The organism is Variovorax sp. 20P10.2.4 (genome assembly GCF_058244205.1).
Genome location: NZ_JBZAYE010000400.1, coordinates 1 through 6,919, shown reverse-complemented (window position 1 = coordinate 6,919; position 6,919 = coordinate 1). Strand labels below are relative to the sequence as shown.

The window sequence follows — 6,919 nt, the reverse complement described above, 5'->3', positions numbered from 1 at the left end:
GAAAGGGCGAAGGCTATCGATCTGTTGCGAGTCATGTTGTCTCCGGTTTGGGTCGCCAGTTCGATCATTCACCATACACATGTGAATGGTCGGAGCGGATGATAGGGAGGACAAAGCGACACGCAGCCCGGGCTTACCCTGACTTTTCCATACAGTAGTGAATGTTCAAGAGCGTGGCGACTGCTGCGTCATCGCCGGCTCAGCGCGCCTCGATCTTCAGCCCGTCGAGCACCCGCCCCCAGCGCTGCCGCTCGTCGGCCACGAAACGCGCGGTCTCGGCCGGCGTCAACGCACGCGGGAACACGCCGAGTTCCACGAAGCGCGCCGCGAGCCGGGGATCCTGCAGCACCTGGCGGACGTCGCGGTTCACGCGCTCGACCACCTCGGCGCTCGCGTTCTTCCGGCCGAACAGCACGAACCAGCCGCTGAGTTCCGGGCTGCCCGGCAGTGTCTCTGCCAACGTCGGGAGTCCGGGCTCGCCCGGCAGGCGCTCCGAGGCGGTGGTGGCCAGTGCCTTGATGCGCCCGGACTGGCGCATCGCGCCCACGCCCGGAATGCCGTCGACCATCAGTTGCGCATCGCCATTGACGAGGGCATTGAGGGCGCCTCCGGTGCTGCCGAAGGAGACGATGTTGACATCCAGCCCCGCGGCCTTCCGGATGTACTCGGCCGACAGGTGCGGAATGGAGTACTGGCCCGTGGCGGCCACCGTGATCGGCTGCCTGCCCGAACGCGCGAGCGCGAAGGCCTCGGCGAGCGTGTTCGCGCCGAAGTCCTGGCGCGCGAGGATCATCATGGGGCTCAGCGCGACGAGCGCGATCGGCGTCATGTCCGCGTCGACATCGAAGCGCGGGTTCGCCAGCGTGCGCGGCGTCACCGCGATGACCGCCGCCTGCGCGAGCAGGAAGCTGTGCTGGTCGGCCGGCGCCTGCTTGAAAGCCGAGATGCCGATGACGCCGCTGGCGCCCGGCTTGTTCTCCACGATCACGGGCTGCTTCCAGAGCTGGCCGAGCCGCTCGCCGAGCAGGCGCGCGATGACGTCCGGCGCGCTGCCCGCCGCCGTGGGCAGGACCACGCGCACCGGCTTCACGGGCCAGTCGTCGGCGCATGCGCCCGGCGAGAGAAGCAGCGCGGCCGCGGCGGCGGCCAGATGGGCAAGGACTTTCATGCGGCGGGAGTCTAGGCAGCGCCTTCGCACGGCGGCAGATGCCGCGGCGTCGATGAAGATAGGTCGCGGTTATGGCTGCGTGCCGCCGCGGTGGGCCGTGACGTGGTACTCGATGTGCCGGCGCAGCAAGGTCAGCATGTGCTCGGCCGCGGGCGTGAGCGGCATGGCGGCTTTCGCGATCAGCACGATCTCCGCGCCCGGCAGCGTCTCGCCGATCGGGATCTCGACCAGGAAGCTGTCGAAGGGCCGGGCGTCCGCGTACTGGCGCGGAACGATGGCGAGCATGTCGGTGCGGGCCAGCAGCGACAGCAGGGCCGTCGGGTATTCGCACTGCACCACCGATCGCGGCACCGGCAGGCCCAGCCCCAGGAAGACCTGGTCGTGCTCCGCCGCGGCCAGGCCCATCGCACCGGGCACCAGCCACTGGGCCTCGGTGAGTTCGCCCAGCGATCTCGCATGGCGCAGCGGATGGCCGGCGCGGCACACGACGGCGCGCGTGTTGGTGAACAGGTGCTCGACGCAGAACTCCTCGCTCAGCGACACGGCCGGCCGGGGCCCGATCGAGAAGTCGAGCGCGCCCGCGCGCAGCTCGCTGAACATCACGGCGAAGGTGCCCGAGACCACGCGCACCGCGGCATCGGGATAGCGCCTGCGGAATTCGGTCAGTGCCTCGGGCAGGGCCGTGAGCGCGGCGGCCGCCGACACGGCCATGTTCACATGGCCGCCCGCGCCGCCGAGGTGCTGGAGTTCGGAGGCGGCGCGCTGCAGTTCGTTGAGCACAGTCTCGGCGCGCGGCAGGAAGGCGCGGCCCGCGAAGCTCAGCACGGCGCCGCGCGCATGGCGCTCGAACAGCGCGCTGCCCAGTTCCTTCTCGAGCTGCTGGATGCTCTTCGAGAGCGAGGGCTGCGTGAGCCCCAGGCGCCGCGCCGCCGCGCGCAGGCTGCCGGTGGAGGCCACGGCCACGAAGTCGCGCAACTGGTGCAGCTTCATCGAGCGTCCCCGGTGCCAAACGCCACGCGCTGGCGATAGCCGCCGGCGATCGAGCGCGAGAAATTGCCGTCTTCTGACCCCGCGAGGCCGTGGCTACCGTGCGAGGGCCGTCGATGCGGCGCACCCGCGAAGACCGGCATCCACCCCCACGAGGACCAGAAGACATGAGACAAGAAAAACGGGCCGTCATGGCCCTCGCGCTCGTCGCGGCGCTCGCCGCGGCCACGCCCGCGCGGGCGCAGGGCAGCCTGCAGACCTACGGCCTGCTCGACCTCGGGGTCGAGCACGTACAGGGCCATGGCGGGCCGGGCGCGATCGGCGTCACGCGCATGCAGTTCGGCACCCTGCCTTCGCGCCTGGGCTTCCGGGGCGCCGAGGACCTGGGCGGCGGCACGCGCGCGATCTTCAACCTCGAGATGGGCTTCAACGCCGACACCGGGGTCATCGCCAACGGCGGGCGCAGTTTCGGCCGCACCTCCACGGTCGGCCTGGCGGGCGACTGGGGCACGGTCACGCTGGGCCGGCAGCTGACCTTCCTGTTCTGGTCGATGACCGAGTCGGACATCATGGGACCCGGTGCCTACAGCTCGAGCTCGCTCGATCCCTACCTCGCGAACATCCGTGCCGACAACGCGATCGCCTACCGCGGCAGCTTCGGCGCGTGGAGCGTCGGCGCGCTCTACAGCCTGGGCCGCGACGTGGTCGCGACCAACAGCCCGGGCGGCACCAACTGCGCGGGCGAGCTGCCCGGCGATGCGCGGGCCTGCCGCACGCTGTCGGGCATGCTCAAGTACGAGCAGGCGTCGTGGGGTGTCGCGCTCGGCGCCGACCGGATCCAGGGCGGCCCCGGTGCCTTCGGTGGCCTGTCCAGCAGCGACCGCAGCGACACGCGGGCCACGCTCAACGGCTACCTGAAGCTGGGCGAGGTCAAGCTCGCCGCGGGCTACCTGCGGCGCGACAACGAAGGCAGCGCGACGCAGCCGCGCAGCGACCTGTGGTGGCTCGGCGGCACCTACCCGAGCGGCCCGTGGCTGTTCGAGGCGCAGCTGTTCAAGCTCGACTACCGCCACACCGCCAACGGGGCGCGGCTGGCCGTGTTCCGCGCCAGCTACTTCCTGTCGAAGCGCTCGCTGGTCTACGCGACCGCGGGCCACATCCGCAACAGCGGCAGCCTGGCGCTGCCGGTCAACGGCTATCCCGGCCTCACGAACACGCCCGGCGGCTCCCAGAGCGGCTTCATGCTGGGCGTGAAGCACACGTTCTGAACCTCCCATCCCGGGGCGCGATGCGCCCTTCACCCTCGAGAAAGCGCCATGCCATCGAAGTCCGAACCTATCCTCCACCAGGCCGCCATCGCCGAACTGATCCAGCGCTGGGCCTTTTGTCGCGACAACGCGCGCTGGGCCGCGCTGAACGACTGCTTCACGCCCGCCGGCGACATCGCCGTGAGCTGGTTCCGCGGCCGCCATGTCGATTTCGTCGAGGCCTCGCGCCGATTGCAGGGCCGCAGCTTCAACCGGCACCGCATGCTCGGCACGCTGTGCGAGGTGGAGGGCGAACGCGCCTGGGCCGAGTCGGCCGTGATGATGATCGGCTTCGGCAGCCTGGACGGCACGCCGGTGCGATGGGAATGCCACTTCCGCTTCATCGACCTGCTCGCGCAGGAGGAGAGCGCGTGGAGGCTGGCGCGGCGCACCGCCGTCTACGACATGGACAGCCTCGTCGCGGACGCCGAGGGCGCCACGCTCGCGCTCGATGCGAAGCGGCTGTCGCGCCTGCCGCGGCCGTACCGCTACCTCGGCTACCGCCTGCTGCAGGCCGGACACGAGGTTCCCCTCGACCTGCCGACCGCCGACTCGGAGGCCGAGCGCGAACTGCGCGAGCAGGCGCGCGCGTGGCTGCGCCGGCCCTGAACCCGCGCGATGCGGAGAACGCACGCCGCGCTCAATCGAGCTTGACCCGCGCCTCGCGGATCACCTTGCCCCACATCGCGCGATCGGCATCGATGAAGGCCTTGAACTCCGCGGGCGTGTTGCAGCGCAGCTCGCCGCCGTAGTCGCGCCACTTGCGCGCGAGTTCGGGCGACTGACAAGCCTTGCGCATCGCCGCGCTGAGCTTCTCGAGCACGGGCTTGGGCGTGCCCGCGGGCGCGAGCAGCCCTTGCCAGGCGATCGGCGCGTAGTCGGGCAGGCCGGCCTCGGCGAAGGTGGGCACGTCGGGGAAGCTCGGCGCGCGCTCCTTGCCGGTGATGGCCAGCAGCTTGAGCTTGCCGGTGTGGATGTTGCCCGCGGCGGCCGGCAGGCCGTCGAACATCAGCTGCACCTGGCCCGCGATCAGGTCGACGTAGGGGCTGCTGCTGTTGTAGGGCACGAGGTTGGTCTTCACGCCCGCGGCGCTGTTGAACCACAGGGCCGACAGGTGCGAATAGCTGCCGATGCCCGCGGTCGCGACCGCCACCGAATCGGGCCGGGCCTTGAGCGCGGCGATCAGTGCGCGCGCGTCGCGCGCCTCCACGCCGGGCGTGGCGATCAGGCCGGTGTTGAGCACGCCGAGCAGGCTCACGGGCGCGAAGTCCCTTTCCGCGTCGAAGGGCAGCTTCGAATAGAGATGCGGCACCACCGACAGCGAACTGGTGGTGCCGATGTAGAGCGAGTAGCCGTCGGCCGGCGCCTTCGCGGCGACCTCGGTGCCGATGATGTTCGAGGCCCCGGGGCGGTTCTCCACATAGAAGCTCTGGCCCAGCAGCTTCGTGAGTTCGGCGGCGATCTCGCGCGCGTTCGCGTCGGGGCCGCTGCCGGCGGGGAAGGGGGCAATGATCCGCACCGCCTTGCTCGGGTAGTCGGCCTGGGCCCAGGCCGCGCCCGCCAGCAGGCCCGCGGCGGCGATGCATCCAGGGGCCAGCCAGCGGCGGCCCCGCGTCTTCGAAACGTTCATCGGTTTGTCTCCATTCGATCTTGGGTGCGGTTTGCACCGGTCGCGATGATAGAGAAAACGTAGTTATTGTCAAAATACGAGAATAACTATAGTATTTCGACATCGAAACGGAAAAGCTCCGTGCGATTTATCGTTTGGAGACATTGAGATGACGGATTTCGTCCCTTCGGACCTGCAGTTCAGCCACATCGGCCTCTACGTGAGCGACCTGCCGCGCATGGCGCGCTTCTACAAGCAGGCGCTGCGCTTCACGCAGACCGACGCGGGCGACCTGGGCCCGGTGCAGCTGGTGTTCCTGAGCCGCGATCCGCGCGAGCACCACCAGCTCGTGCTGGCCACCGGCCGGCCCGCCAACCCGGGCTTCAACGTGGTCAACCAGATCTCGTTCCGCGTGCCCGACCTCGGCGCGCTGCGCCGCTTCCACGACCGGCTGCTGGCCGAGGGCGCGAGCGAGATGCACCCGGTCACGCACGGCAACGCCATCTCCGTCTACTGCCGCGACCCCGAGGGCAACCGGCTCGAGCTGTTCATGGACACGCCCTGGTACTGCGACCAGCCGCTGCGCGAGGCGATCGACCTGTCGCAGTCCGACGCAGCCATCCTCGCGCAGGCCGAAGCCATCGCGAAGCGCTTCCCCAAGTTCATGAGCCGCGCCCAATGGCAGGCCGAGGTGGCGCGCCGCATGCAGGAAGACCAGCGTGGCTGAAGCGGCGCGCATGTACGACGTCGCGATCGTCGGCCTCGGGCCGACCGGTGCCACGCTCGCCAACCTGCTGGGCGCGGCCGGGCTGTCGGTGCTGGTGCTCGAGAAGGAGGCCGGCATCTTCCCGCTGCCGCGCGCGATCCATTTCGACGGCGAGGTGCTGCGCATCCTGCAGGGCGCGGGCCTGCGCGAGCAGGTGCTGGCCATCGCGCGCCCCGGCGAGCAGGGCATGCATTTCGTCAACGGCGCGGGCGAGACGATGCTGATCCGCGGCGGCAGCGCCGCACTCGGCCCGCATGGCTGCGCCAACAACTATTACTTCCACCAGCCCGAGCTCGAGGCCGAGCTGCGCGAAGGCCTCGCGCGCTTTCCCAACGTGGAGCTGCGGCTGCGGCACGAGCTGACCGGCATCGCGCAGGACGCGGACGGCGCCACGCTGAGCGTGCGCGACCTGCACCGGCAAGAGAACACCACATTGCGCGCGCGCTATGTCGTCGGCTGCGACGGCGCGCGCTCGCCGGTGCGCCGGCAGATGGGCAGCGCGATGGTCGACCTCGGGCTGCGCCAGCCCTGGCTGGTGTTCGACGTGCTGCTGCGGCAACCGGTCGCACTGCCCGACCACACGGTGCAGCACTGCGATCCGGCGCGGCCCATGACCTACTGCAACGTGGTCGGCGACCGGCGGCGCTGGGAGATCATGGTGCTGCCCGACGACGACCGCGAAGCGCTGGTGCAACCCGACACGCTGTGGCGGCTGGTCGCGCCCTGGGTGAAGCCCGAGCAGGCGCGGCTCGAGCGCGCCGCCATCTACACCTTCCATTCCGTCATCGCGCAGGGCTGGCGCCAGGGCCGGCTGCTGCTGGCCGGCGATGCCTGCCACCAGACGCCGCCGTTCCTCGGGCAGGGCATGTGCGCGGGCATTCGCGACGCGGCCAACCTCGCCTGGAAGCTCGAGGCCGTGCTCGCGCGCGGCGCGCCCGAGACGCTGCTCGACACCTACGAGTCGGAACGCGCGCCGCATGTGCGCGCGCTGATCGAGCTCGCGGTGCGGCTCGGCGACATCATCCAGACCACCGATCCCGCGCGCGCGGCCGAGCGCGATGCGCGCTTTCGCGCCGGGCGCC

Annotated in this window: 7 protein-coding genes; 4 read left to right on the top strand and 3 right to left on the bottom strand. The window is 70.4% G+C overall.

From position 1 onward, the window contains the following. Positions 1–199 precede the first annotated feature (199 nt). On the bottom strand, positions 200–1,168 hold the full coding sequence (locus AC27VN_RS28275; protein ID WP_490878681.1) for a Bug family tripartite tricarboxylate transporter substrate binding protein: 969 nt from the start codon (positions 1,166–1,168) through the stop codon (positions 200–202). A gap of 69 nt (positions 1,169–1,237) precedes the next feature. After that, a complete protein-coding gene (locus AC27VN_RS28270) occupies positions 1,238–2,158 on the bottom strand; it encodes a LysR substrate-binding domain-containing protein (protein ID WP_490878680.1) in 921 nt (306 codons plus the stop codon). A gap of 164 nt (positions 2,159–2,322) precedes the next feature. Between AC27VN_RS28270 and AC27VN_RS28265 the strand changes: the two genes are divergently transcribed. Beyond that, a complete protein-coding gene (locus AC27VN_RS28265) occupies positions 2,323–3,423 on the top strand; it encodes a porin (RefSeq protein ID WP_490878679.1) in 1,101 nt (366 codons plus the stop codon). A 48-nt stretch (positions 3,424–3,471) separates the two neighbouring features. Continuing rightward, entirely contained in the window at positions 3,472–4,071 is a 600-nt protein-coding gene (locus AC27VN_RS28260; RefSeq protein ID WP_490878678.1) for a nuclear transport factor 2 family protein, read from the top strand. A gap of 31 nt (positions 4,072–4,102) precedes the next feature. Here the strand turns inward: AC27VN_RS28260 and AC27VN_RS28255 are convergent, their stop codons facing one another. Then, positions 4,103–5,092: a Bug family tripartite tricarboxylate transporter substrate binding protein gene (locus AC27VN_RS28255; RefSeq protein WP_490878677.1), complete on the bottom strand. Its 990-nt coding sequence runs from the start codon at positions 5,090–5,092 to the stop codon at positions 4,103–4,105. A gap of 148 nt (positions 5,093–5,240) precedes the next feature. On the opposite strand from AC27VN_RS28255, the gene AC27VN_RS28250 reads away from it, so the two are divergent. Continuing rightward, positions 5,241–5,798 (top strand): VOC family protein, encoded by a 558-nt coding sequence (locus AC27VN_RS28250; RefSeq protein WP_490878676.1) that lies wholly within the window; start codon positions 5,241–5,243, stop codon positions 5,796–5,798. Next, positions 5,791–6,919: bifunctional 3-(3-hydroxy-phenyl)propionate/3-hydroxycinnamic acid hydroxylase MhpA (mhpA, locus tag AC27VN_RS28245; protein ID WP_490878675.1), on the top strand; the 1,129-nt coding region annotated here is incomplete at its 3' end. The genes AC27VN_RS28250 and mhpA, both read left to right, overlap by 8 nt.